Genomic DNA, 22631 nt, shown 5'->3' with positions numbered 1-22631 from the left:
AGACTTGTGTCATCTGCTGGTGCTAGCCGTATTCTTTTCGATATGTTCTAAGGATTTACGATGGCCAAAGGCAAAAAGATTCCCCTCTCGTTTCATACCTATCAAGACGCAGCAACCGGCACCGAAGTGGTGCGTTTAACGCCTCCCGATGTTATTTGCCATCGCAACTATTTCTACCAGAAGTGCTTCTCCAATGATGGAAGCAAACTGTTGTTCGGCGGCGCATTCGATGGCCCTTGGAACTACTACCTGCTGGATCTGAACACGCTGGAATAAACCACGATTTATCAAGTACCGGATGAGTGAGTAGGTTACGGTACCTGGGTTGCCAACTCCGATTGCATCAAGATGGTGGGGATCGAGATCAAGAAAGAAGACTGGCAGCCGCTGACCGACTGGAAAAAATTCCAGGAGTTCTATTTCACCAATCCGTGCTGCCGCCTGATCCGTATCGATCTGAAAACCGGGGAAGCGCAGACCATTCTGCAAGAAAAACGCTGGCTGGGTCACCCGATCTATCGTCCTGGCGACGACAACACTGTCGCGTTCTGCCATGAAGGTCCCCATGACCTGGTTGATGCCCGTATGTGGTTCATCAATGAAGACGGCAGCAACATGCGTAAAGTCAAAGAGCATGCGGAAGGTGAAAGCTGCACGCACGAATTCTGGGTGCCGGATGGCTCTGCCATGATCTATGTGTCTTACCTGAAAGATGACACCAACCGTTATATCCGCAGCATCAACCCAGTTACGCTGGAAGATACGCAACTGCGCGTTATGCCGCCATGTTCTCACCTGATGAGTAACTATGACGGTACACTCCTGGTTGGTGACGGTTCCGATGCTGATGTAGCCCCCTGTAACACCAGACAGTAGCTGTATCTCCAGATAAGAGATAGGCTTAGATATATGTCTAACAATCATGCTAATTTTGAAATGACCGGGATCCTGTTAGGGCAAGAAGTCCGTAAGCGTAAAACTCCGCAAGAGAAAATCGCCATCATTCAGCAGACAATGGAGCCGGGGATGAACGTCTCCCATGTAGCCCGCCTGCATGGCATCCAGCGCAGCCTTTTGTTTAAGTGGAAGAAGCAATACCAGGAAGGAAGCCTCACCGCCGTTGCGGCCGGAGAAGAAGTGGTTCCAGCTTCGGCGCTGGCGACTGCCCTCAAGCAGGTCCGGGAGCTACAGCGCCTTCTGGGTAAGAAGACGATGGAAGTTGAGATCCTCAAAGAAGCAGTGGAGTACCGCCAGTCGCGAAAATGGATAGCGCACGCGCCCTTGTTGCCAAAGGACGGGGAATAGCTCTGGTCAGCCGCGCCATGAGCGTGTCGCGTGCGCAGCTGTCACTGCGGGTTAACCGTTCTGCCGACTGGCTGGACAGGCGCAGCAACCGGCGTAATGACGAAGCTGATGCTGAGATATTATCGGATATCCTCCGTATCATCAGCGACATGCCCAGTTACGGTTACCGCCGAGTGTGGGGTATCCTGGGTAAGCAACGTCGTGCAGAGGGACTTCCACCGGTGAATGCCAAACGGCTTTACAGGATAATGAGCGAGCATAACCTGCTGTTTTTGCATGATAAAACTGAACGTCCGAAGCGGGAGCATAAAGGCAAAATCGCGGTAGCAGAGAGCGATATGCGCTGGTGCTCAGATGGCTTCGAGTTCGGTTGTGACAACGGCGAGAAGCTGCGGGTGACGTTCGCACTGGACTGCTGCGACCGGGAGGCCATAGACTGGGCAGCGAGCACCAGGGGTTATGACAGTTCAACCGTGCAGGATGTGATGCTGAGGTCGGTGGAAAAACGCTTCGGTAGCGCGCTGCCGGATAAACCAGTGCAATGGCTGACGGATAATGGTTCAGCGTACACAGCACATGAAACGCGGAAGTTCGCCAGAGAACTGAATCTGGAGCCCTGCACAACAGCAGTGAGCCGTCCACAGAGTAACGGCATGGCAGAACGGTTCGTGAAGACGATGAAGGAAGATTACATCGCCTTCATGCCAAAACCCGATGTGCGAACAGCGCTGAAGAACCTTGCAGCGGCGTTCAATCATTACAATGAAAACCATCCGCACAGTGCGCTGGGATACAACTCCCCAAGAGAATATCGGCGCCAGCGGGCATCGTTAACTTAAGATACAAAAGCTGTCCGGAGATGGTGGGTCAAGATCAGTGACGGTTCCGATGCACCGGTCGATGTACAAGATGACGGTGGTTACAAAATCGAAAACGATCCGTTCCTGTATGTGTTTAACCTGCAAACCGGCAAAGAACACCGCGTTGCACAGCACAACACCTCGTGGAAAGTATTGGAAGGCGATCGTCAGGTGTATTAGCTCAGACCTGATCTGACAGTTACCGGTTATTTATACAGGTGTCTGTCAGATTAAATCTGGTTCAAATTTTTTTCTGCCCAGACTCGTTTACCATCAAGTAACGTGGCCATTGGCGTACGCCCGCAGCACATTTTACCCTGATGAGTTCGCTCATTATTGTAATGCCACAACCAGTTGTCCAGATCCTTTTGTAGACTTTCTAGGTCCTCGTATAACGTCTTACGGAACGCAACCTGATAAAAATCCTGCAAAATAGTTTTATGGAAGCGCTCGCAGATACCGTTTGTCTGCGGAGACATCGCTTTCGTTTTCGTATGGTCTATATCGTTGATAGCCAAGTACAGCTGATAGTCATGTTGTTCCACTTTACCGCAGTACTCCGTCCCCCTGTCCGTCAGTATTCTTAGCATTGGCAGCCCCTGAGCTTCGTAGAACGGCAGCACGCGATCATTGAGCAGGTCGGCGGCAGAGATCGGTGCTTTACTCGTGTAAAGCTTGCAGTGCGCCACTTTCGAGTACGTATCCACGAACGTCTGCTGGTAGATACGGCCAACACCTTTCAGATTACCCACGTAGAAGGTGTCCTGCGACCCCAGATAACCCGGGTGAGCAGTCTCTATTTCACCACAGGCTTCGTCGTCGTGCGCCTTCTTCTCCAGTGCAGCGATTTGAGCATCAGTAAGTACGATGCCTTCTCTGGCAACTTTTTCCTCAAGTGCCTTCAGGCGCTTACGAAAGTTTTCCAGATCGTGTCGTTGCCAAATGGAGCGCACACCGCTGCCAGAAATGAAGACGCCTTTTTTACGCAGCTGATTACTGGTCCGGTGCTGGCCATGAGCCGGGAACTCAATGGCGTAATCAACAACCGCACGTTCAGTGGCTTCATCAGCACGGTTTTTCAGGTTGGGAACCCGGCGGTTTTGGTTAACCAGAGCGTCAATGCCGCCTTCTGCCGCCAGTTCCTGATAGCGATAAAACGTGTCGCGTGACACCCCCATGATTTTACAGGCTTTTGATACGTTACCGAGTTCTTCGGCGAGATTGAGCAGGCCGACTTTGTGTTTGATGATGGGATTGTTAGTATGAAGCATGAGAGTTACCTCGTGTTTTGTATAAGGATTCGACACCCATATCAAAACCGGTAACTCTCAACCTTTCAAGGTCCAGTGTCAGATCAAGTCGCGACTAATACACGTCAGGTAACGCACCCGCATCCGTCCTTTACGCCGGACAATAAACGCATCCTGTTTACCCCGGATGTGGATGGCAAACCAGCCCTTTATCTTGCCTCCGTACCTGATTCTGTTTGGAAGTAACCCCAAAACCCCATCCCGGCAACGGAATGGGGTTTCTTCTATTCGTCACTGTGTTCCCGGTGACGAATAGAATAAGCCCTGAATATTTCGCGTTGCAGTAAGGTTGTCAGCAAACGAGTGAGGTTCGAAAAGCTTATAGGGATAAGTGATTCGGGCAAGCGAGCGGCGCTAACGCCACCATAATGTGAAGTATGACGGGTATAATAACTTTAATAATAAGCAAGTCCCTTGATTATCGTTATTGTTCCATTGCCATAATCAGCGTGTTTCCTTTATACTAAAACCATCGTTCTATTTTTTTTAAAACAAAAAAACTGAGTAGGGTACCAAAAAAATGGCTATTGCAGATTTAGATAAACAGCCCGATTCCGTGTCGTCCGTTTTGAAAGTTTTTGGTATTTTGCAGGCATTAGGTGAGGAAAGAGAGATCGGTATTACGGAACTCTCTCAGCGCGTCATGATGTCTAAAAGTACAGTGTACCGATTTTTACAGACGATGAAGTCCTTGGGATATGTCGCGCAGGAAGGCGAATCCGAGAAGTATTCGTTAACGCTTAAGTTGTTCGAACTGGGCGCCAAGGCGTTGCAAAACGTAGATTTGATTCGTAGTTCGGATATTCAGATGCGTGAATTGTCCGCGCTGACGAAAGAAACTATCCACCTCGGTGCGTTGGATGAAGATGGTATCGTATATATTCACAAGATCGATTCCATGTACAACCTGCGCATGTATTCCCGCATTGGTCGTCGCAACCCGCTGCACAGTACCGCCATTGGTAAAGTGTTGCTGTCATGGCGCGATCGTGACGAACTGGTTGAAATTCTGAGCAAAGTGGAATTTACCCGCAGCACGCCGCATACGGTGGGTAGCGCTGAGGAGCTGTTGCCTCTGCTCGATACCGTACGCCAGCAGGGGTATGGGGAAGATAAGGAAGAACAGGAAGAAGGCTTGCGCTGTATTGCTGTGCCCGTTTTTGACCGTTTCGGCGTAGTGATTGCTGGATTGAGTATTTCATTCCCTACCATTCGCTTTGCAGAAGAGAGCATGCACGAATATGTTGCCATGTTGCATCACGCAGCAAAAAACATCTCCGAGCAGATGGGCTATCACGACTATCCGTTCTGAATCGTCTTTCGCTGAACAAACGATTGCTTCTCAAAAAGCCTGCCTGACGGTGGGTTTTTTAACATCTGGAGGATGAGAATAATGGCTGAGCATGTGAACGGCTATGGGCAACCTGTCGGCGAAGCGCTTCCTTTATGGTCAGCGCGGGCGTTCCCAGGGCATATCACGCTCACCGGGCGTAATGAGATGGTCACCCCCACTCTGTGAGCGGTACGCTGGCAGGGTGTTTTTCTTTCAGTGTAGTGGCACACTGATACTGGCCACCTGAGCGGAGGTGATATGCTCACCTCATCAACACGACAGGTGACCTCATGGGTAAACATTTTACGGCAGAATTTAAGCTCGAAGCCGCAAAGCTGGTTGTCGACCACGGCTACACATACGTTAAGGCCGCAGAGGCGGTTAATGTCAGCCATTCTGCCATTAGTCGCTGGGTCAATAAGCTTCGCCTTGAACGACAGGGAAAAACGCCAACGGGACTTCCTCTTACCCCTGAACAGCTCGAGCTGCGTGAGATGAAGAAAAAAGTCCAATGCCTTGAAATGGAGAACGAAATCCTAAAAAAGGCTACGGCGCTCTTAATGTCGGACTCACTCAACGGTTCACGGTAGTCGACAGGCTGAGGGCGCGATACCCGGTCACGGCGTTGTGCCAAACTTTTGAGGTACATCGCAGCAGCTACAGGCACTGGCAGGCTTCCGCTAATGAACCCGACGGTGAGCGCGTGGTTAAGTGTAGCCGCGTCATGGAAGCCTGGAACGCCAGCGGCGGCTCTGCCGGCGCTCGAAGTATCGCGACCATCGTCACCGGCAGCTCCGGTGTCAAAATGGGGCGCTGGCTGGCTGGCAAGCTGATGAAGGAGCTGGGTATCGCCAGCTGCCAGCGACCGGCTCACAAATACAAACGCGGCGGCAATGAACACGTTGAAATACCGAACTATCTCAACCGCCAGTTCGCGGTTACCGCGCCGGATCAGGTCTGGTGCGGCGATGTGACCTACATCTGGACGGGCAAATGCTGGGCTTACCTTGCGGTGGTGCTAGATCTGTTCGCCCGCAAACCGGTGGGCTGGGCCATGTCGACGTCGTCGGACTCGGCGCTGACAGTTAAAGCGTTGCAGATGGCCTGGGAACTCCGGGGACAACCAACAGGAGTCATGTTCCACAGCGACCAGGGCAGCCACTATACCAGCCGTCAATACCGGCAAGCCCTGTGGCGCTGCCGGATAAAGCAGAGTATGAGTCGGCGGGGTAACTGCTGGGATAATGCGCCAATGGAGCGGTTCTTCCGCAGCCTGAAGACAGAATGGGTGCCGACAAAGGGTTACAACAGCTTCAGCGAAGCCCAGGACGCGATTATCCGCTACATCACGGGGTATTACAGCGCTATCCGGCCTCACTGGTATAACGGCGGCTTAACTCCAAACGAATCTGAGCGACTGTTCTACATACAGTCTAATGCGGTGGCCAATATTAGTTGACCACTACATACACAAATTTATGTACAGGGTCCTGGCAAGAAATTAATTTTCTAAATCGACCTAACCTTATCCTCATCTTCTTCTAGCGGAAGCTTGAGTATCGGCTATATCCCTGGCATGTCTGGACTGACCGCTGACGATATTCAAACATCCAACATAAACGTGGCGACGTACAACGGATGGACAGGGTTAACTGGTGTATTGAGAGCATATCAAGACTCAAACGTTACTGATCAGATTGTTGTTTACCAGCAAGTGTATGGGAACAGAGTTTTTGATGCTGCATCACATGTCGCTACGGGGGCAACCATATCCATAAATGGCGAGATAACTGTTAGCTAAATAACTGTTCCGAATAGTAGATCACCTGAAGGGAACTCAGTCCAAGTTGAGCGATCTGATCAATCGATAAAGATCCCAAATCATCAACCGGACTGAGCGATGTCGAGCATAGCACCGATACCCCGTAACGAACGACGCCTGATGAAGAAAACTCTCCATAAAACGCGTGACAAGAATCACGCCCGCAGGCTGACCGCCATCCTGATGTTGCACCGGGGCGAGCGCGTGAGCGATGTCGCCAGAATGCTTTGCTGCGCCCGTTCGTCAATCGGCAGATGGATTAACTGGCTCACCCTGTACGGCATTGAAGGCCTCAAATCTCTGCGGCCCGGTCGTGGCCGTCGCTGGCCGTTTGAACAGATCTGCGCACTGTTAATCCAGCTCGTAAAGCGTTCCCCTCATGATTTTGGCTATCAGCGTTCGCGCTGGAGCACGGAACTGCTAGCGATAAAAATCAATGAGATAACCGGTTGCCAGTTGCATGCTTCCACGGTGCGCCGTTGGCGGCCTTCTGCCGGTCTGGTGTGGCGACGCGCAGCTCCTACGCTGCTTATCCGCGACCCGCATAAGGAAGAAAAAATGGAGGCCATCGCGATGGCGCTGGAACAATGCAGCGCGGAACATCCCGTCTTTTACGAAGACGAAGTGGATATTCATCTGAATCCCAAAATTGGCGCGGACTGTCAGGTTCGCGGGAAGCAGAAACGCATCGTGACGCCGGGCCAGAACGAGAAATATTATCTGGCGGGTGCATTACACAGCGGGACGGGAAAAGTCAGCGATGTTGGAGGAAACAGTAAAAGTTCGTTTTTTTATCAGTATGTTAGAACATCTGAGAGCAACGTACAGACGGGCAAAAACGCTCACGCTGATAGTTGATAACTACATTATTCACAAAAGCCGGGAGACGCAGCGCTGGCTGGAAGAAAACCCGAAATTCAGGGTTATTTATCAGCCGGTGTACTCACCATGGGTAAATCATGTAGAGCGGTTATGGCAGGCGTTGCATGAAACCATTACCCGCAATCATCAATGCTGTTCAATGTGGCAGTGACTGAACAAGGTTCGCCGCTTCATGGAAACCGTCAGCCCGTTTCCCAGTGGAAAACATGGACAGGCAAAAGTGTAGCGGTATTAGGAACAGCTATTTAGCTTTATAGAGGCGCGATGCTGGCGTGTCGTACTGTGCCAGGTTGTGACGTGTGAATGCCAAGGACAGCTACCCGATCCAATCAGCCCACGCCTGCATCATCTCTTTGCGCTTGTCGAGAACGCTGTGATCTCATGGGCTTGTTGTATGCCAAAATTTCGTGCAACAATGACTTTATGATCACAGGTCCCGGCGAGTCATTTTTAAAGTGTGTACACGTTTGAGTACATGATTTATGATGAATGCCATCAATCAATGTCTAACTTATTGTAAAATAAGAAAATAGATATCAAACAAATTATCTACCTGTGTAATCTTGAGAAAGAGCGCCATTTTGGACGTGCGGCGGAGGCCAGTTTCGTCAGCCAGCCCACGCTCTCTATGCGGCTGAAAAACCTGGAGCGCGAGCTCGATTTGGCGCTGATTAATCGCGGTAACAATTTTGAAGGGTTCACGGCGGAGGGGGAGCGCGTTTTGGCCTGGTCGCGTGAAATCGTTTCGATTTATCAGGGATTGAAGTTGGAAGTGGCGTCGCTTAAGCGTGGCGTGAGCGGCGTATTGCGCATTGGCGCGGTGCCGCGGTGCTGTCGCAACTGTTGGCCGCTGCTCATGAGATCTACCCACAGCTCGACTATCAGGTCTCCTTGTTCAGTGCGGACCAACTTCTTGAAGCGCTCAATGCCCACACGGTTGATATCGGTCTGGGATTTTTCGAGCTTACCACGCTCAGAGAGCTGGCTTTTCAGGCGGCGCCTGTACACCGCCGTGAGATTTCGCTGGTTTACCACCCGCAAGCATTCCCGCAGATGGTCGGAGAGACGCCGTTGGCATTAGCGGATTTGGCGGATGTGCCGCTGTGTCTGGCTGAGCCCAGCCGCTATTTTCGGCGTTATCTCGATTGACACTTTCGTGAGTCAGGTGTGACGCCAAAGGTCAAAGTGCCTCGGTGATGCAATTGATGCAAAGCGTCTTCTTAGGATTGGGCTGTGCCGTCGTGCCTCAAGGGAGCCTGTTGCCTGAAATGACACCCGCACTGCGTTTTCGCCCACTCACACTGCCACCGATGCAGCGTCAGGCGGCGCTGGTTGTGGCTCCAGTTGGCAAGGTTACTGCCCTGGCACAAAATTTCTTTGTTTTCGCACAAACGTGGCTGGCAGAAAACGCTGGTTGAGTTGGGACGAAAAAAACCACCGGATGCCGGTGGTTTTTACCGATAGCGGTTGGAAATTAATCCAGTTCCAGCTCATTCATGGCGGCGATATTGAAGCCGCCATCAACGTGCAGGACTTCACCGGATATACCAGCAGCCAGATCTGAGCACAAGAACGCAGCCGTATTGCCTACGTCTTCAATGGTGACCACACGGCGGATAGGCGTTACTGCCTCGCAGTGGGAAAGCATTTTCTTGAAGTTTTTGATGCCAGACGCAGCCAGCGTGCGGATGGGACCAGAGGAAATGGCGTTAACACGCACACCTTGCGCGCCCATGGCGTTAGCCATGTAGCGAACGTTGGCCTCCAGAGAGGCTTTGGCCAGACCCATCACGTTGTAGTTCGGGATAGCGCGCTCGGCACCGAGGTAGGAGAGTGTGACCAGCGCGGAGTTCGGGTTCAGCATGGCGCGGCAGGCTTTTGCTATCGCCACGAAGCTGTAGGAGCTGATATCGTGCGCAACGCGGAAACCGTCGCGGGTCACGGCGTCGACGTAATCACCATCCAGTTGGTCGCCTGGAGCGAACGCGATGGAGTGGACAAAACCGTCAAAGGTCGGCCATACGTTAGCCAGTTCGGCAAACAGCGCTTCAATGCTGGCATCTTCCGCAACGTCGCACGGCAGTACGATGCTGGAACCCAGCTCTTGTGCGAAGCCTTCAACACGCGATTTCAGCTTGTAGTTCTGGTACGTAAACGCCAGTTCAGCGCCTTCGCGTTGCATCGCCTGTGCGATACCGAATGCAATTGAGCGGTTACTGGCAACACCCGTTACCAAAATGCGCTTACCGGTTAGAAAACCCATAGCAGTAATCCTTGTGATTATAGTTGCTGCGAACGCCTGCACAGAATGCGTTAATCAGGGCGTTCGAAGTGAGTAAACCGGGCGATTATAGCATGGTTGCCCCCCGTGGGGTACTCCGAGCAGTATCGCCCGCGCGTTTGCCACGATGTCGCGCTGGCGAATCCGGCTAAAACTGCGCGCCGTCACGGCGCCAGGCATCGGCACTGAGCGCTTCGCCAAAGTGGCTGGCAATCAGGCGTTTGGTCAAATCGTGTAGCGGCGCGGCCAGCACGTCTGCGGTGCTGCCTCGCTCGACCACTTCACCGTCATGCATTACCACGATCTGATCGCTGATGTGCTTCATCATGCCCAGATGCTGAGTGACATAAATATAGGAGATGCCTTGTTCTTCTTGAAGTTCCAACATCAAATTAATGATTTGCGAGCGCATGGACATATCTAACGAGGCCAGTGCCTCGTCAGCCACGATCACCTTGGGCTGCAAGATCAACGCCCGTGCCAATCCCACGCGCTGTTTTTGGCCGGGTGCCAGCGCCTGCGGGTAGTAGTCGGCGTGATCAGGGCGCAGACCTACCTGTTGCAACGTCTGGTTGATCATTTTTTCCCGCTCGTGACCGTTCAATGTGGTATTCAACCGCAGCGGCATATCAAGCAGTTGGCCAATACGCTGGCGTGGGTTAAGCGCATTGCCCGCGTCCTGAAAAATCATGCGCACCTGCTGGCAACGGAAGCGATAATCGCCGTAGCACAAAGGATGATCGTTAATCAGCAGTTCACCGGAGGTCGGTGGGATGACCCCCGCCAGCATTTTCGCCAGGGTCGATTTGCCGGAGCCGTTCTCACCGATAATCGCCAGCGTCTGCCGTTCACGCAGCGTGAAACTCACGGATTTCACAGCTTCAACGTGTTGGCGGTGAAATAACCCGGTGCGGTAGCGGAACGTTTTGGTAAGGTTGCGCGCTTCGAGCAGAATGTCATCCATCATTGCTCCTCCGTATTAAGCGGGAAATGGCAGGCAAACCAGTGATTTTTGGTCGATACCAACAGTGGTGTTTGCATGCATTTTTTCTGCGAGTAGGGGCAACGCGGACCGAGACGGCAGCCTACCGGCAGATACTCTAGTGACGGAATAGCGCCCGGCAGCGTGTTGAGTCTGCTTTTGTGCGGCAACGAACGCCCGAAATCGGGCATGGCGCGGATCAGCGCCTGGGTGTAAGGGTGGTGCGGTGCGGTGATCAGCTCTTCACTTGGCGCGCTTTCCACCGTTTGTCCGCAGTAAAGCACGTTGATGCGATCGGCCCACTTACTCATGGTTTGCAGGTCATGACTGATCAATAAAATGGTGGTGTTATTGTTTTGATTCAGTCGCGACAGAAGCCGGAAAATCTGCGCCTGCGTGGTCGATTCCATCGCATTGGTCGGTTCATCGGCGATCAGCAGACGCGGCTGGTTCGCCAAGGCGATGGCAATCATTACCTTCTGGCATTCACCCTCCGTCAATTCATAGGGGTAACTGCGCATGATATCTTTGTGATCCTTAATGCCTACCCGGTGCAGCAGTTCGATGGCGCGGCGTTTGCGCCACTGAAAGCGTTGCCACCAAAGACCTTTGTAGGTCCAGCCGGGAATGGCAAGCATCAGCTGTTTGCCTATGTGCTCGGAGGGATCGAGACAGGATTGCGGCTCCTGAAAAATCATCGACACGTTGTGGCCGACCAGCTTACGCCGTGCACGGGGTGAGAGTTGCAGCAAGTCGATATCATCAAAGCGGAAGCGGTCAGCAGTCACCCGCCAGTTATCTTTGGTTACGCCGCAGATGGCTTTCGCGATAAGACTCTTGCCCGATCCCGATTCTCCCACCAGGCCGCGGATTTCCCCTTCGGTCAGGGTAATGCTGACGCGATCGACGGCCTTGACCGGACCGTCAGGCGTAAGGAATTCAATGGTCAGATTACGAATATCGAGTAGTGCCATGGTTCGTCTCCGCCATTAATCCATTTGTGACAGCAGGGAACGGCGGATGCCATCGCCCAGCAGATTCACAATCAGTACGCTGAGGGTAATGGCTACACCCGGCAACATCACCGTCCAGGGCGCGGCATAAACCAGTTCCAGCGAATTACCTAACATGGCGCCCCATTCGGGCGTTGGCATTTGAGCGCCCAGAGCGAGAAAGCCCAGTGCTGAAATGTCCAGAATGGCGATAGAGAGCGCTCGGGTAAACTCGGACACCAGCACCGGCCCGATATTGGGTAACACCACGTACCAAATGATATAGCGGGTTGATGCGCCGTCTAATCGGGCGGCGATCACATATTCCTTATCCATCTCATCGTGCACGGCGGTGTAGAGCGTTCTCACCATACGCGGCAGCAGCGCCAGCCACACGGCCAGCATAGCGTGCGTCAAATCCGGGCCGATAAAGGCGATCACCACGATAGCCAGCAGCAATGACGGTATTGACAGCAACGTATCAAGGATATGGTTTAATAATGCGGAACGCAGGCCGTGCGTTACGCCAGCTAATGTGCCGAGTACAATGCCGCAGAACGCCGCCGCATAGGTGACGATCAACGCTGAACCGACGGTCGCCGCAGTACCGGTCAATAACCGGCTTAATAGATCGCGCCCCAGATCGTCTGTACCGAGAAAGAAGGACACTTCCCCGTAATGTGACCAGGAAGGCGGCAGCAATTGATAACCCAGGAATTGATGATCGACGGCATAAGGGGCGATAGCAGAGCCAAACAGACACAGAAACAGCAGCGCCAAAAAGCCGTACAGCCCAATCATCGCCAGCGTATCGCGATGGAAAAATTGCCACATATCCCGCACGCGGCTGGGCAGGCGCTTTTCACTGTAAACGTTATCGAAGGGCATACCATTCCTTATGTTTCAGGGAGTTTGCCATTGCGCCCCAAATATCGGACAGCACATTGACCGTAATTACCATTGCTCCGACAACCATAACCCCGGCGGAGATAGCGGAGTAATCTTGCTGGCGAATCGCATCCACCAACCAGCGCCCTAAACCGGGCCAACTGAACACCACTTCGGTAATGATCGCCAGCGTCAGCATGGTGGAAAACTGAAGCCTCAATTGCGGTGCGATCGGTGGCAGTGCATTACGCAGCACATGGCGGCGAATGATGGTCAGGCGCGACAGGCCTCGGGTGGCGGCAGCTTTGACATAATTTTTACTGAACACGTCCGTCGTGCTAATGCGCATCAGGCGGATAACTTCCATCGTGGGACCGACGGCCAGCACAATGATAGGCAAAATCAGGTGGCGCACGGCGCTGAACAGCATTTCATCGCGATAAGGGGAGTCGGATAGCCAGGCGTCAATGAGTGCAAATCCGGTCACAGGTTCTACCTGATAGAGCAGATCGAAACGACCTGAAACTGGCAACCAGCCGAGTTGCAGCGAAAACAGCAGCGTGAGCAATAGCGCCAGCCAAAATACCGGAATAGAAAAGCCCACCAACGCGATGGCGCTGATGATGATGTCAGGCGTTTTATTGCGCATCACGCCCGCAGTCACACCGAGCGGGATACCCACTAACAAAGAGAGTGTGAATGCCAATACGCACAGTTCAATGGTGGCGGGAAGCACTTCCTTCAATTGCACACTGATCGATTCGCCGTTAATCGATGAAATGCCCAGATCGCCGCGCATCAGGCTGCGCATAAAGAAAACGTAGGCGTCAAATAGCGTCGCGCCGCCCAGCGGGGCGTTGGGGGTGTAATAGCAGAGGCTGAATCCGACCAGCGTTAGCAGCAGCAGGGTTATCAGCAACAACAACAGGCGACGCAGCGTAAAAATGATCATGGCTGTTCTCCCTATTTACCCACCTGTGGTGGAGCTTCCGGCGTCGGGGTCTCACCAACCTCGCGATATACCCCGGCGAAAGAGGCATTGCCAAACGGGCTTAATATCAGCCCTTTCATGTCATAGCGGTAAGCCAGCATACGCAGCGAAGAGGCCAACGGTAGCACCGGTAACTGCTGTGCCAGTATCTGCTGGGCTTGCTGGTAGTACTCAATGCGTTTGGCCAACTGCTGTGAGGTGAGGGCGCTTTGCAGCACGCTATCGAACGTAGGATCGCACCAATGCGTATAATTGGTTTGCGAGTGAATCGCAGCGCAACTGAGCAGCGGGCGGAAAAAACTGTCAGGATCGTTACTGTCGGTGGTCCAGCCGGAGAGCGTCAGGTCATGGCTCATCTCCATCAGGCGCGCCTCCTGAAAACGACCTTCGACGGGGACAATGGTCACTTTCACGCCCACCTGTGCCAAATCCGCCTGAATCAGCTCCGCAGTCTTTAACGGGCTGGGATTATAGGATTGCGATGCAACCGGCACCCACAGCTTGAGGTTAAGGTCAGTTGCACCCAAGGTTGTCAGCAAGTGGCGGGCTTCTTCCGGATTGTATTCGGTAATGCGCGATTCGCTGTCATAAGCCCAGGAAGCGCGGGGCAGCAAAGACGCCGCCGTTTCTGCCGTGCCGTAATAGATGGACTGCATCAAACGGTCATTGTTGATTGCCAGCGCAATGGCGCGGCGAATGCGCATGTCGTCCAACGGCGGTTTACGCACATTGAAGGCGAGATACGCGATGTTCATCCCCGGACGCAGCGAGAGTCGTAGCCGCGGATCGTTGCGCAAAATAGGCAACTGGTTGGCAGCAGGATAAGCCAGCACGTCACACTCGCCGGTGAGCAGTTTAGAGAGGCGACCGGTGCCTCCGACGCCCAAATCGACGACCACCTGCTGCATTCGCGGTTTTCCACGCCAGTAGCGATCGTTGCGCATCAAGCGCAGATACTGACCGCTGCGATACGCTTCCAGTCGATAAGGGCCGGTACCGACCGGCTCACGATCTAACAGTTCTTTTCTGTCCTGTTTGATCAACTGCTGACCATACTCGGCAGAAAGTACCGGTGCATAGTGGGTCGCCAGGTGCCATAAAAAAGAGGCATCCGGACTGTTAAGGCGGATTTCCAGCGCATAGTCGCCCAGCTTGTGGATGCTTTGCACCACATCGGCAAACTGCAAACTGGTGAAATAGGGGTATTCACCGCCGTTAACGTCATGATACGGGTGGGTTTTATCCAGCATCCGTTGCAGGCTGAAAATCACATCATCGGCGTTTAACGGGCGAGTAGGCGTAAACCAGTCGGTGGTTTGAAACGGCACATCGTGGCGCAGGTATAAACGGTAGGTGGCACCGTTATCCAGAACTTCCCAACGTTGCGCCAATTCTGGCATCAAACGGTAGGTGTAAGGGTCCACATCCAGCAGTCGGTCGTAAAGCTGTGCTGCCAGCGTATCGATGATCACGCCGCTGCGCGCCATTTGCGGGTTGAAGGTATTGACCACGCCGTTGACGCAGTACACGAAACCGCTGTGGCGGATATCTTCCCGCTGCGCCTGTGCGGGGTCTGCGGCGAACGCAGACCCTATCAGGCAGGCGGAGTACAGCGCGCCTATTTTTATTAGGCAGGAGGTGTATCCAGACATACGATGCGCTTTAGTTGGCTGAAAATTAGAGTTGTCATTATAAGAGTGTACCGCACTCTGCTAAAGCTCCCCACTCCGTAGATGCTCACCTGCTGTATTTTGTAGTGGCACACTGTAGTGGCACACTGATACTGGCCACCTGATCGGAGGTGATATGCTCACCTCATCAACACGACAGGTGACCTCATGGGTAAACATTTTACGGCGGAATTTAAGCTCGAAGCCGCAAAGCTGGTTGTCGACCACGGCTACACATACGTTAAGGCCGCAGAGGCGGTTAATGTCAGCCATTCTGCCATTAGTCGCTGGGTCAATAAGCTTCGCCTTGAACGACAGGGAAAAACGCCAACGGGACTTCCTTTTACCCCTGAACAGCTCGAGCTGCGTGAGATGAAGAAAAAAGTCCAATGCCTTGAAATGGAGAACGAAATCCTAAAAAAGGCTACGGCGCTCTTAATGTCGGACTCACTCAACGGTTCACGGTAGTCGACAGGCTGAGGGCGCGATACCCGGTCACGGCGTTGTGCCAAACTTTTGAGGTACATCGCAGCAGCTACAGGCACTGGCAGGCTTCCGCTAATGAACCCGACGGTGAGCGCGTGGTTAAGTGTAGCCGCGTCATGGAAGCCTGGAACGCCAGCGGCGGCTCTGCCGGCGCTCGAAGTATCGCGACCATCGTCACCGGCAGCTCCGGTGTCAAAATGGGGCGCTGGCTGGCTGGCAAGCTGATGAAGGAGCTGGGTATCGCCAGCTGCCAGCGACCGGCTCACAAATACAAACGCGGCGGCAATGAACACGTTGAAATACCGAACTATCTCAACCGCCAGTTCGCGGTTACCGCGCCGGATCAGGTCTGGTGCGGCGATGTGACCTACATCTGGACGGGCAAATGCTGGGCTTACCTTGCGGTGGTGCTAGATCTGTTCGCCCGCAAACCGGTGGGCTGGGCCATGTCGACGTCGCCGGACTCGGCGCTGACAGTTAAAGCGTTGCAGATGGCCTGGGAACTCCGGGGACAACCAACAGGAGTCATGTTCCACAGCGACCAGGGCAGCCACTATACCAGCCGTCAATACCGGCAAGCCCTGTGGCGCTGCCGGATAAAGCAGAGTATGAGTCGGCGGGGTAACTGCTGGGATAATGCGCCAATGGAGCGGTTCTTCCGCAGCCTGAAGACAGAATGGGTGCCGACAAAGGGTTACAACAGCTTCAGCGAAGCCCAGGACGCGATTATCCGCTACATCACGGGGTATTACAGCGCTATCCGGCCTCACTGGTATAACGGCGGCTTAACTCCAAACGAATCTGAGCGACTGTTCTACATACAGTCTAATGCGGTGGCCAATATTAGTTGACCACTACAGTACCGCGTTCGCCTAACACCAGCACCGGTTTGGTAAGCTGCGCCAATTGTGAAACTTGCTCCAGCATTTCAACAAAGCTGTTGGCTTCACCCAGGAGATTCTCCTGACTTTTTTCCATCAGATATCACCTTTTATTGCGGTTAATTTTGCTAACTGTTTGCGTATTTAACTAATCTATCCGATGATGCTCATTTGTCAAAAAAATAATAATCAATAATTTCAGTTGGATAAATTTATCGCTATGTTGGCATGCATCTTGTAATAGCAAGGGGGAACGCTAAGGTTGGTCGGCATCAAGCATGACGAATCAACATCACCACCCAGTGCATGCGCACTGTGATATGACCAAGAGGACACTGTAATGGGTATTTTTTCTCGTTTTGCCGATATCGTGAACGCGAACATCAATTCGTTACTGGACAAAGCGGAAGATCCGCAAAAGCTGGTGCGCTTGATGATCCAGGAAATGGAAGACACACTGGTAGAAGTACGCTCCACCTCGGCGCGGGCGCTGGCGGAGAAAAAACAGATTGCGCGTCGTGTCGAGCAGGCTGAATCCCAACAGGGACAATGGCAGGAAAAAGCCGAACTGGCGTTGCGTAAAGACAAAGACGATCTGGCGCGTGCGGCACTGCTTGAAAAACAGAAACTGGCCGACGTGATTGCGGTGCTGACTCGTGAAGCAGAAAATGTGGACGAAACGCTGACGCGCATGAAACGCGAAATTGGTGAGTTGGAAAACAAACTCACGGAAACCCGTGCCCGCCAGCAGGCGCTTTCGCTGCGTCATCAGGCAGCTTCTTCCTCTCGCGATGTGCGCCGTCAACTCGATAGCGGTAAACTGGATGAAGCGATGGCCCGTTTCGAACAATTCGAACGCCGCATCGATTCGATGGAGGCGGAAGCAGAGAGCGCCGGTTTCGGTAAGCAGATATCGCTGGATCAGCAATTTGCCGAGTTGCAGGCTGATGATGAAATCAGCGCTCAGTTGGCTGCGTTAAAAGCAAAAATCAAACCGGAAGCCTGATGGCGGCCAGCCTGTTGGGCCGCTCGCACCACACTAACACGCCTATCAAGGAGATATAATGAGCGCTTTGTTTCTTGCCATCCCATTGACGATTTTCATGTTGTTCGTGGCCCCGATATGGCTTTGGCTGCACTACAGTCAGCGCAAGCAACGTGGTGCGGCACAAGGGGCGGCATCCTGGGGGCAAAGCGATCTCCAGCGTTTGACCACGCTGTCTCAAGAAGCGAAACAGATGCGCGAGCGGATCCAGGCATTGGAAGAGATTCTGGATGCAGAACATCCCCACTGGAGGCAATCATGATAAAAGGAAAATTGAACGCGATGATGAATTCGCGCGGCCGCAAGCTGTACCGGTTACCGCAAGAGGGTATGATCAAAGGCGTGTGCGCCGGGCTGGCGCGCTATCTGGATGTGCCGGTAAAACTGCTGCGTATCATTGTGGTGCTGTCGCTGTTCTTTGGACTGTTTTTCTTTACGCTGGTGGCGTATATCGTGCTGACCTTTGTCCTCGATCCGGCGCCGGCGGGCACTTATGAGCATGATGATGATGCCGTGCGCCCAAGTCAAACACTGAGCGAGGCAGATGCGGTATTGCGTGACAGTGAAGCGCGTTTGCGTGACATGGAGCGCTATGTCACCTCGGAGACCTTTGCGGTACAAAGCCGTTTTCGTCAACTGTGATGTCATCTACTGGCGTATGAATCATGAGGTATAGAACAAGGAGTGGGATTGCCCCTAAAGCAACCTTTGCATCATTTACAGCATGAATTTGAAGCCCTGGTTAATCGCAGTGTCGATCGCCAACTGCGGTTAGCCGTTACCGGGCTGAGCCGCAGCGGTAAGACCGCATTTATCACCGGTTTTGTCAATCAACTGCTCAACGTGCATAACGGCGCGCAGTTGCCGCTTTTTTCCGCGGTGCGGGAAGGGCGATTGCTTGGCGCAAAACGGGTTCCTCAGCGAAATCTGGCGGTGCCGCGCTTCGGTTATGACGAAGGCATGATGTCGCTGTTTGGCGATCCGCCGCAGTGGCCTGCGCCGACACGCGGCGTCAGTGAAATCTGTCTGGCGCTACGTTATCGCTCCAACGATTCGCTGCTGCGCCACTTTAAGGATACCTCGACGCTCTATCTGGAGATTGTCGATTATCCCGGAGAATGGCTGCTGGATCTGCCATTGCTGGAGCAAAATTACCTCGCCTGGTCGCGGCAAATGCTCGGGTTGCTGCAAGGTGAGCGCGCCCTGTGGGCCAAGCCGTGGTTAGATTTGTGCGATAAGCTCGATCCGCTGGCCCCCGCTGATGAAAATCTTCTGGCGGAGATTGCGCAGCGCTACACCGATTACCTGCTGCGCTGCAAGCAGGAAGGGCTGCATTTTATTCAGCCGGGGCGCTTTGTGCTGCCGGGTGAATTGGCTGGTGCGCCGGTTCTGCAATTTTTCCCGTGGCCGCAGGCGCAACAACTGGGAGACGTCGCTCTGGCGCAGGCGGATGAAAAAAGCACGCTCGGCATGCTGCGCCGTCGCTATGACTATTATTGTCAAACCGTAGTCAAAGGTTTTTATAAACACTACTTTTCACGTTTCGACCGCCAGATTGTGCTGGTGGATTGCTTGCAACCGCTCAACCGCGGGCTACACGCTTTTACTGATATGCGTCTGGCGCTCACGCAATTGATGCAAAGTTTCCATTATGGCAAACGCACCTTGTTGCGCCGTTTATTTTCGGCGTGCATCGATAAACTGATGTTTGCAGCCAGTAAAGCGGACCATATCACGGCGGATCAGCATGCGAATCTGGTGTCGCTATTGCAGCAACTGGTACAGGAAGCCTGGCAGAATGCGGCGTTTGAGGGCATCACTATGGATTGCGCGGGCATTGCGTCCGTGCAGTCAACCCAAAGTGGTATCGTGGAATATCACGGACAGAACCTGCCCGCGTTGCGCGGACATCGTCTTAGCGACGGTGAACCGCTGACGCTTTATCCCGGTGAAGTGCCCGCGCGTTTGCCCGGTGCCGCCTTTTGGCAGCAACAGGGCTTCCATTTTGAAGATTTTCGACCTCAAGCGATGAACGTTGATACGCCGCTGCCGCACATTCGGCTGGACAGCGTCATGGAATTTTTATTGGGGGATAAATTGCGATGAGTGAACCGCTAAAGCCACGAATCACCTTTGATGATGAGTCTCCCTCGGCAACCGCACCCACGTTACGCAGCACCGTCGCCTTTGATGATGATGCGTCGCGCCATTTCTCCCCAACGGTCCCCGAAGCAGAATTGAGCAGCGAGGGCAAGGCGGAAGCCGCCGTTGAAGCGGCATTGCGACCACGCCGCAGCCTGTGGTGCAAGCTGGTGATAGCAGGTATCACCTTATTCGGGGCCAGCGCGGTTGCGCAGGGCATCCAATCGGTACATGCCGCCTGGCTGGAACAGCAGTGGATTGCGCTGGGTGGGTTGGCCGCGGGCGGTATGATAGTGGCTGCCGGTGCAGGCTCCCTGATTGCCGAGTGGCGGCGTTTGTACCGTTTGCGTGCCCGTGCCGAAGCGCGCGATAAAGCCCGAGAGTTGCTCGGCAGTCACGGTATTGGGTCGGGGCGCGATTTTTGTGAAAAGCTGGCGCAGCAGGCCGGGTTGGATGATGGGCATCCCGCACTCCAGCGTTGGCGTGCCTCGCTGCATGAAACACACAACGATAAAGAAGTGCTGGTACTTTACGCCAATCTGGTGCAACCGGTGCTGGATAACCGCGCCTGCCGTGAGATCAGCAGTTCGGCCGCTGAATCCACGCTGATGATTGCGGTCAGTCCGCTGGCACTGGTGGACATGGCTTTCATTGCCTGGCGCAATTTGCGTCTGATCAATCGTATCGCCGCGCTTTACGGTATTGATCTGGGCTATTTTAGTCGCATTCGCCTGTTTAAATTGGTGTTGCTGAATATCGCTTTCGCCGGTGCTTCAGAGATGGTGCGTGAAATCGGCATGGACTGGATGTCGCAGGATCTGGCAGCGCGCCTTTCGGCCCGCGCTGCACAGGGAATTGGTGCGGGTTTGCTGACCGCACGACTGGGCATTAAAGCGATGGAACTCTGTCGTCCATTGCCCTGGCTCGACGACAAGCCGCAGCTTGGGGATTTCCGGCGTGAATTGGTCGGGCAAATCAAGGCCGTGGTACAGAAAAAAACCACACCAACGCCGCCGTAACGCCCACGAACGCTCGAAATACCGCCAACGGGAAAAAAGATGTTGCCACCTGTCAACTTTTGCTGACTGGTAGCTTCATCCGTGGGATGGGACGCGGTATGATGCCGGAGATATCCATTCCCCTGGAAGAAGGTAGCTGTTAATGCGTCTGGAAGTCTTTTGTGAAGATCGAATTGGCCTGACGCGCGATTTGTTAGATTTACTGGCCTCGCGCGCTATTGATTTGCGGGGTATTGAAATTGACCCCGCCGGACGGATTTACCTTAATTTTGCCACGCTTGGATTTGACGATTTCCGTGTACTGATGGCGGAGATTCGACGTATCGAAAGCGTGCGCGATGTGCGCACCGTGGCGTTCATGCCTTCCGAGCGAGAGCAGCGCGCGATGAATGCCGTTTTGGAATCGATGCCCGAGCCGGTTTTCTCCCTCGATCTGAAAGGCAATATTGAATTGTTCAATCCGGCGATGTTGGCGCTGTTCGAACAATCGGCTGACAGCATCAGCGCGGTCACCATTAACCAGTTGATCCCCAATTACAACTTCACACGCTGGCTGGAGCGCGATGATCGCCGGCTGGAAGCGGAGCGTGTGGTGATTCGCGGGCAAGATTTCCTGTTGAAAATCACCCCGGTGTATTTGGATAATGACGCGGGCGAAAGCGTGATTGCAGGCGCGCTGGTCATGCTGAAATCGGCAGTGCGTATGGGCCGCCAGTTACAAGATCTGGCGGTTAACGATGAGAATGAATTTAATCATATCGTCGCCGTCAGCCCCAAAATGCGTCAGGTGGTTGAGCAAGGTAAAAAGCTGGCCATGCTTGATGCGCCGTTGCTGATCGTGGGTGATACTGGCACCGGTAAAGATATGCTGGCCCGTGCGTGCCATCTGCGCAGTTCTCGCGGCAAAAAGCCTTTCCTGGCGCTCAATTGCGCATCACTGCCTGACGATGTGATGGAAAGTGAACTGTACGGCCACGCACCTGGAGCTTATCCCAATGCGCTGGAAGGCAAAAAAGGCTTCTTTGAACAGGCCAACGGCGGTTCTGCATTGCTGGATCAGGTGGGCGAAATGTCGCCGCAGATGCAGACCAAGCTGCTGCGTTTTCTTAATGACGGCACCTTTCGTCGGGTTGGGGAAGAGCACGAGGTGCACGTTGATGTCCGGGTGATTTGCGCCACGCAAAAAAACCTGCTGGAACTGGTGCAGCGCGGTGAGTTTCGTGAAGATCTCTATTACCGGCTTAACGTGTTGATGCTTGCCTTGCCGCCGCTGCGCGAACGTCCGGCGGATATCATGGCGCTTACCGAACTGTTCGTGGCGCGTTTTGCCGATGAGCAAGGTATTGCCAGACCCCGCATTGCGCCGGAGCTGTATCATCTGCTGCCGCAGTACGGATGGCCGGGTAATGTGCGTCAGTTGAAAAACACTGTTTATCGTGCGTTGACTCAGTTGGAAGGGCGCGAACTGCGCGTGCAGGATATCGATCTGCCTTCGTTCACCCTTGATACTGTACAGAACGATGACTTGCTTGAGGGATCACTGGACGATATCAGCAAGCGCTTTGAACGTTCAGTGCTGACCCGCCTTTATCAGGCTTATCCCAGCACGCGTAAACTGGCAAAACGTCTGGGTGTTTCCCATACTGCCATCGCCAACAAACTGCGTGAATACGGATTGAGCCAGCGTAAAACCGCAGATGAGGCGGAGGAATAATCTAACAAAAACGGCTGCCGAGGCAGCC

20 protein-coding genes and 4 pseudogenes are annotated in these 22631 nt (G+C 53.5%); 16 read left to right on the top strand and 8 right to left on the bottom strand.

All coding sequences use genetic code 11. The annotated features are described in order from the left end of the window. Positions 1 to 60: 60 nt before the first annotated feature. The 3 genes and pseudogenes from ACWWJF_RS24185 to ACWWJF_RS24175 all read left to right on the top strand — a co-directional run. Positions 61 to 852, top strand: a pseudogene (locus tag ACWWJF_RS24185) (oligogalacturonate lyase family protein); the annotation flags it as partial. Between the two features lie 84 nt (positions 853 to 936). After that, a protein-coding gene (locus tag ACWWJF_RS24180) for an IS3 family transposase (RefSeq protein ID WP_455871248.1) occupies positions 937 to 2144 on the top strand; the annotation gives its coding sequence in 2 pieces (ribosomal slippage) (positions 937 to 1258 and positions 1258 to 2144; 1209 coding nt in all). 33 nt (positions 2145 to 2177) lie between these two features. Continuing rightward, positions 2178 to 2339: pseudogene (locus ACWWJF_RS24175) on the top strand (oligogalacturonate lyase family protein); the annotation flags it as partial. Between the two features lie 56 nt (positions 2340 to 2395). Here the strand turns inward: ACWWJF_RS24175 and ACWWJF_RS24170 are convergent. Further along, positions 2396 to 3436 carry an IS481 family transposase gene (locus ACWWJF_RS24170; protein ID WP_455868509.1) on the bottom strand — a complete coding sequence of 347 codons (1041 nt, stop codon included), beginning with the start codon at positions 3434 to 3436 and terminating at the stop codon, positions 2396 to 2398. Between the two features lie 75 nt (positions 3437 to 3511). On the opposite strand from ACWWJF_RS24170, the gene ACWWJF_RS24165 reads away from it, so the two are divergent. The 6 genes and pseudogenes from ACWWJF_RS24165 (at position 3512) to ACWWJF_RS24140 (ending at position 8930) form a co-directional block, all read left to right on the top strand. Beyond that, a complete protein-coding gene (locus tag ACWWJF_RS24165; RefSeq protein WP_455870779.1) occupies positions 3512 to 3661 on the top strand; it encodes an oligogalacturonate lyase family protein in 150 nt (49 codons plus the stop codon). Positions 3662 to 3995: 334 nt separating this feature from the next. Next, positions 3996 to 4787 (top strand): DNA-binding transcriptional regulator KdgR, encoded by a 792-nt coding sequence (kdgR, locus tag ACWWJF_RS24160; protein ID WP_455870778.1) that lies wholly within the window; start codon positions 3996 to 3998, stop codon positions 4785 to 4787. Between the two features lie 311 nt (positions 4788 to 5098). Further along, positions 5099 to 6267, top strand: a protein-coding gene (locus ACWWJF_RS24155; protein WP_455870777.1) for an IS3 family transposase whose coding sequence is annotated in 2 segments (ribosomal slippage) — positions 5099 to 5354 and positions 5354 to 6267 — 1170 coding nt in all. Because the reading frame shifts where the segments join, the coding sequence is not laid out codon by codon here. A gap of 441 nt (positions 6268 to 6708) precedes the next feature. Further along, positions 6709 to 7488, top strand: coding sequence for an IS630 family transposase (locus tag ACWWJF_RS24150; protein WP_455870776.1), 780 nt, complete (start codon positions 6709 to 6711; stop codon positions 7486 to 7488). Further along, positions 7391 to 7663: a transposase gene (locus tag ACWWJF_RS24145; protein WP_455870775.1), complete on the top strand. Its 273-nt coding sequence runs from the start codon at positions 7391 to 7393 to the stop codon at positions 7661 to 7663. The genes ACWWJF_RS24150 and ACWWJF_RS24145 overlap by 98 nt, the downstream gene beginning before the upstream one ends. A gap of 378 nt (positions 7664 to 8041) precedes the next feature. Beyond that, positions 8042 to 8930 (top strand): annotated as a pseudogene (locus ACWWJF_RS24140) (LysR family transcriptional regulator). 56 nt (positions 8931 to 8986) lie between these two features. Here ACWWJF_RS24140 and fabI read toward each other — a convergent pair. From fabI to sapA, 6 genes are all read right to left on the bottom strand, one after another. Beyond that, complete coding sequence (gene fabI, locus ACWWJF_RS24135) at positions 8987 to 9775, bottom strand: enoyl-ACP reductase FabI (protein ID WP_455870774.1); 789 nt, start codon at positions 9773 to 9775, stop codon at positions 8987 to 8989. A 166-nt stretch (positions 9776 to 9941) separates the two neighbouring features. Continuing rightward, positions 9942 to 10757, bottom strand: a complete 816-nt coding sequence (sapF, locus tag ACWWJF_RS24130) for a putrescine export ABC transporter ATP-binding protein SapF (RefSeq protein ID WP_455870773.1) — start codon at positions 10755 to 10757, stop codon at positions 9942 to 9944. Further along, entirely contained in the window at positions 10757 to 11749 is a 993-nt protein-coding gene (sapD, locus tag ACWWJF_RS24125) for a putrescine export ABC transporter ATP-binding protein SapD (protein WP_455870772.1), read from the bottom strand. Before sapD ends, sapF begins: the two co-directional genes overlap by 1 nt. A gap of 15 nt (positions 11750 to 11764) precedes the next feature. Continuing rightward, positions 11765 to 12655 carry a putrescine export ABC transporter permease SapC gene (gene sapC / locus ACWWJF_RS24120; protein ID WP_455870771.1) on the bottom strand — a complete coding sequence of 297 codons (891 nt, stop codon included), beginning with the start codon at positions 12653 to 12655 and terminating at the stop codon, positions 11765 to 11767. Further along, positions 12642 to 13607, bottom strand: coding sequence for a putrescine export ABC transporter permease SapB (sapB, locus tag ACWWJF_RS24115; protein ID WP_455870770.1), 966 nt, complete (start codon positions 13605 to 13607; stop codon positions 12642 to 12644). The genes sapC and sapB overlap by 14 nt, the downstream gene beginning before the upstream one ends. A gap of 11 nt (positions 13608 to 13618) precedes the next feature. Beyond that, the gene (gene sapA, locus ACWWJF_RS24110) at positions 13619 to 15298 is read right to left on the bottom strand and encodes an ABC transporter substrate-binding protein SapA (RefSeq protein ID WP_455870769.1); all 1680 of its coding nucleotides are present in this window, start codon (positions 15296 to 15298) and stop codon (positions 13619 to 13621) included. A 186-nt stretch (positions 15299 to 15484) separates the two neighbouring features. Between sapA and ACWWJF_RS24105 the strand changes: the two genes are divergently transcribed. After that, a protein-coding gene (locus ACWWJF_RS24105; RefSeq protein WP_455870768.1) for an IS3 family transposase occupies positions 15485 to 16653 on the top strand; the annotation gives its coding sequence in 2 pieces (ribosomal slippage) (positions 15485 to 15740 and positions 15740 to 16653; 1170 coding nt in all). A gap of 7 nt (positions 16654 to 16660) precedes the next feature. Here ACWWJF_RS24105 and pspF read toward each other — a convergent pair. After that, positions 16661 to 16780 (bottom strand): annotated as a pseudogene (gene pspF / locus ACWWJF_RS24100) (phage shock protein operon transcriptional activator); the annotation flags it as partial. A gap of 243 nt (positions 16781 to 17023) precedes the next feature. Here pspF and pspA point away from each other — a divergent pair. From pspA to tyrR, 6 genes are all read left to right on the top strand, one after another. After that, on the top strand, positions 17024 to 17689 hold the full coding sequence (pspA, locus tag ACWWJF_RS24095; protein WP_455870767.1) for a phage shock protein PspA: 666 nt from the start codon (positions 17024 to 17026) through the stop codon (positions 17687 to 17689). Between the two features lie 58 nt (positions 17690 to 17747). Continuing rightward, a complete protein-coding gene (gene pspB, locus ACWWJF_RS24090; RefSeq protein WP_455870766.1) occupies positions 17748 to 17990 on the top strand; it encodes an envelope stress response membrane protein PspB in 243 nt (80 codons plus the stop codon). 23 nt (positions 17991 to 18013) lie between these two features. Next, positions 18014 to 18370 (top strand): envelope stress response membrane protein PspC, encoded by a 357-nt coding sequence (gene pspC / locus ACWWJF_RS24085; RefSeq protein ID WP_455871247.1) that lies wholly within the window; start codon positions 18014 to 18016, stop codon positions 18368 to 18370. Between the two features lie 66 nt (positions 18371 to 18436). Further along, positions 18437 to 19834, top strand: coding sequence for a YcjX family protein (locus tag ACWWJF_RS24080; RefSeq protein WP_455870765.1), 1398 nt, complete (start codon positions 18437 to 18439; stop codon positions 19832 to 19834). Further along, positions 19831 to 20889, top strand: a complete 1059-nt coding sequence (locus tag ACWWJF_RS24075; protein ID WP_455870764.1) for a TIGR01620 family protein — start codon at positions 19831 to 19833, stop codon at positions 20887 to 20889. The genes ACWWJF_RS24080 and ACWWJF_RS24075 overlap by 4 nt, the downstream gene beginning before the upstream one ends. 142 nt (positions 20890 to 21031) lie before the next feature. Beyond that, positions 21032 to 22603 carry a transcriptional regulator TyrR gene (tyrR, locus tag ACWWJF_RS24070; RefSeq protein ID WP_455870763.1) on the top strand — a complete coding sequence of 524 codons (1572 nt, stop codon included), beginning with the start codon at positions 21032 to 21034 and terminating at the stop codon, positions 22601 to 22603. Positions 22604 to 22631: the final 28 nt, after the last annotated feature.

Source organism: Symbiopectobacterium sp. Eva_TO (genome assembly GCF_053848865.1).
Note: the sequence above shows the minus strand (reverse complement) of the source record. Positions and strands in the feature narration are given on the sequence as shown.

Coding starts and splice junctions, on each gene's coding strand:
- ACWWJF_RS24170 (WP_455868509.1), bottom strand. CDS start 3,436: ATGCTTCATACTAACAATCCCATCATCAAACACAAAGTCGGCCTGCTC.
- kdgR (WP_455870778.1), top strand. CDS start 3,996: ATGGCTATTGCAGATTTAGATAAACAGCCCGATTCCGTGTCGTCCGTT.
- ACWWJF_RS24150 (WP_455870776.1), top strand. CDS start 6,709: ATGTCGAGCATAGCACCGATACCCCGTAACGAACGACGCCTGATGAAG.
- ACWWJF_RS24145 (WP_455870775.1), top strand. CDS start 7,391: ATGTTGGAGGAAACAGTAAAAGTTCGTTTTTTTATCAGTATGTTAGAA.
- fabI (WP_455870774.1), bottom strand. CDS start 9,775: ATGGGTTTTCTAACCGGTAAGCGCATTTTGGTAACGGGTGTTGCCAGT.
- sapF (WP_455870773.1), bottom strand. CDS start 10,757: ATGGATGACATTCTGCTCGAAGCGCGCAACCTTACCAAAACGTTCCGC.
- sapD (WP_455870772.1), bottom strand. CDS start 11,749: ATGGCACTACTCGATATTCGTAATCTGACCATTGAATTCCTTACGCCT.
- sapC (WP_455870771.1), bottom strand. CDS start 12,655: ATGCCCTTCGATAACGTTTACAGTGAAAAGCGCCTGCCCAGCCGCGTG.
- sapB (WP_455870770.1), bottom strand. CDS start 13,607: ATGATCATTTTTACGCTGCGTCGCCTGTTGTTGTTGCTGATAACCCTG.
- sapA (WP_455870769.1), bottom strand. CDS start 15,298: ATGTCTGGATACACCTCCTGCCTAATAAAAATAGGCGCGCTGTACTCC.
- pspA (WP_455870767.1), top strand. CDS start 17,024: ATGGGTATTTTTTCTCGTTTTGCCGATATCGTGAACGCGAACATCAAT.
- pspB (WP_455870766.1), top strand. CDS start 17,748: ATGAGCGCTTTGTTTCTTGCCATCCCATTGACGATTTTCATGTTGTTC.
- pspC (WP_455871247.1), top strand. CDS start 18,014: ATGAATTCGCGCGGCCGCAAGCTGTACCGGTTACCGCAAGAGGGTATG.
- ACWWJF_RS24075 (WP_455870764.1), top strand. CDS start 19,831: ATGAGTGAACCGCTAAAGCCACGAATCACCTTTGATGATGAGTCTCCC.
- tyrR (WP_455870763.1), top strand. CDS start 21,032: ATGCGTCTGGAAGTCTTTTGTGAAGATCGAATTGGCCTGACGCGCGAT.